General features: G+C 40.0%; 1 protein-coding gene. It reads right to left on the bottom strand.

What is annotated here, in order from left to right; translation table 11 throughout:
* The coding region (locus CALSC_RS25435) for a DUF7925 domain-containing protein (RefSeq protein ID WP_456151091.1) at positions 1-1,668 on the bottom strand (1,668 nt) is incomplete at its 3' end.
* Between the last annotated feature and the right edge of the window lie 828 nt (positions 1,669-2,496).

Raw genomic sequence — 2,496 nt, 5'->3', positions numbered from 1 at the left:
GAGGGTTAATGCCGACCGGTTAGTAAAGTCTTTATTGTTGTCACCATTAGATGCTGCGGCTGGCAAATCCTCAGGACCATTCAATACCGCTTTGGCTGCTGCAGGTCCAATCGAAATGACGTTAGCTTCACCTCCATCACCAGTACCTTGGTTATTGTTACCCGAGTCAGTACCTTCTGTGGGAGTGGTAGGATTATCTATATGACCATCATCCACATCACCATCGGCAAGAGTATCAGGTAGACCATCAGCATCGCTATCAGTACCTGGGAATTTTGTATTAGTGCTATCGTAATTACTGGGAGTTTGGTCACCAGATTCATCGTAAACTGGGTTACTACCGCTCGCACCAAATAATTGAGCAATATTAGCAACATCTACGGTATTACCAGTACTTGTTACCTTTAATTGAATTTTTAAGCCAGAAACCGTTTCACCTGTGTTTACAATACCAGTCTTAATAAAACCGACACGTTTCACATTCGCAAGATCTACTGATGGGTTGGCGGAAAATCTTTTCCATGTAGCCTTATCAGCCTTCTTCGCACTAGCACCAGTGACATCGTCTTCAGTATAAACTGCTTCCCAATCAGTAGGAAGGTTACTGGGAATAGCTGCGAGTTCTGTACCTGTGGGAATGGCATCAGAAACTAAGATATATTTTTTGGCAGGAGTTTCAGCATCAACTTGAATAGTTGTACCTTCCAAGGCTGAAGCATTTAGGTTATTACCCGTCGGGTCGTCATTTTCTACTCGTAACTTCAATTCATAATCTATGGTATCGTGTATTGGTTTCCCATCATTAGCAGCATCACTAGGATCATTAAGACGAGTGTGAGCGGTACGAGTCTTCAAGACTGTAGCTAAGGCATAGTTTTTCAGGGTAGAATCTACTGTTACTTCATAAGTCGCACTAGCTTCACGAGTCCCGTTTATAGGTGTACCATTAGTTTCACCAGTAGCACCATCAGGATTATCTACCGTGTAAACATCATGAGGAGTATCGTCCAGTGGGATGTTCTGAGCGTTTTTAGATTTTGTATTACCTAATTGCAGGGAGATTTTGTTTCCACTAGTTGCTCCGGTAACTTTAACAGCCACCCTTACCAGAACAGACTCACCAGGAACCATTGAGTCAGTTGTAAAAGTACCAGTGTTAACAGCTTTCCAAGTTACGCCACCATCGTCGCTAATTTGTACAGCAGCATTCACAGAAGCGCTATCTGGTACTGCTTCTAGTACAGCATTACCTTGTATCGGTGGTTGGTTGGGGATACGAATCTTGGTGGGGTCGTTACCAACGTTTTTAACGGTGTAGTTGTAGTAAATAACATCGCCGTTGTTAATCTTGCCATCCGCAGTCGTAGCATTACCGCCATTACCGTTTGTATCAGTCCTAAAGGTTGTACCATTAGCGGTGACAGTCACACCGGCAACTTCTGCGATGGTAATTTCAACTGTATTAGAAGTCGCGTTCAGGGTTTCGTCGAGATTGTTGGGGTCTTGGTAAGTAGCAGTTGCGGTGTTTTTAATTTTTGTACCCGGAGCAGCACCATCCGCTAGTGCGGGAGCAACCAATTGAAACATTCCAGTGGTAAGGAAGGCTGTAGCTACCAAAGAACGGGAAAATCTGGATACATTTTTGGAGAGTTTTTGAGAACGTGCCATAATAATTGTGTATTTGTGCAATCAATTTGTTTCCTGTGTTCGCGCACAGGATTTTTTTATAATTCGCCTGATTATTTTTGTATATCGTCAAATCAAACGATAATTAAACAAACAAACTTTGTTTATTGGTCTTAAATTGGCAGATTTACCCAACTCATTTATTAGATAAAGAATATGTTCGCTGTTAATTAGTGACTTTTTAGTTCCCTTGATTTTAGGATACCCACAAAATCTGACGAATGTAACAACTTTTCTAGCAAACACTTGATCAATCAATCAATTTTCCTTGTACCGGAATATTTTGACTCGATCGCTAAAACAATCTAACTCTGATTCTGAAACAATAACGTCAGTACAAATACGAAAAATAACTGGTACTTAGCTGTGGGTATTTGACGGAAAAATATGGTAAAAAAATCACAATCATTACTATGATTTTCAGTTAAGTTACACACTGGAGCCTCTCATTTTTACAAATATATTCTTGTCCGTAATGTGGAAATAAATTTTTCAGTTTATGCGGTAGGTGTTTTTACGAAAGTGAGATGTTCCCGCATGTTAAACCCTTCCTAAAATTTATAAATCAGCCCATATAGCGCTACGGGCAATTAATAAGTAATAAATAATAAATAATAAGTAATAAGTAATAAGTAATAAGTTAGAATTTACCCACTGTACAAGTCGTTAGAGATGTGTATTGACATAAATAGGTAGTTTCAGGCTTTGATCAGCGTGAATTTGATGGTAAATTGTAGCGATACTGTAGGGGCTTAGCACTGCTAAACCCATACAAGGGGCGTGTTTTGAGACAATCCATATTTAACCCTC

It is taken from the genome of Calothrix rhizosoleniae SC01, from assembly GCF_900185595.1.
Taxonomy (GTDB): Bacteria; Cyanobacteriota; Cyanobacteriia; order Cyanobacteriales; family Nostocaceae; genus Calothrix_A; species Calothrix_A rhizosoleniae.
Note: the sequence above shows the minus strand (reverse complement) of the source record. Positions and strands in the feature narration are given on the sequence as shown.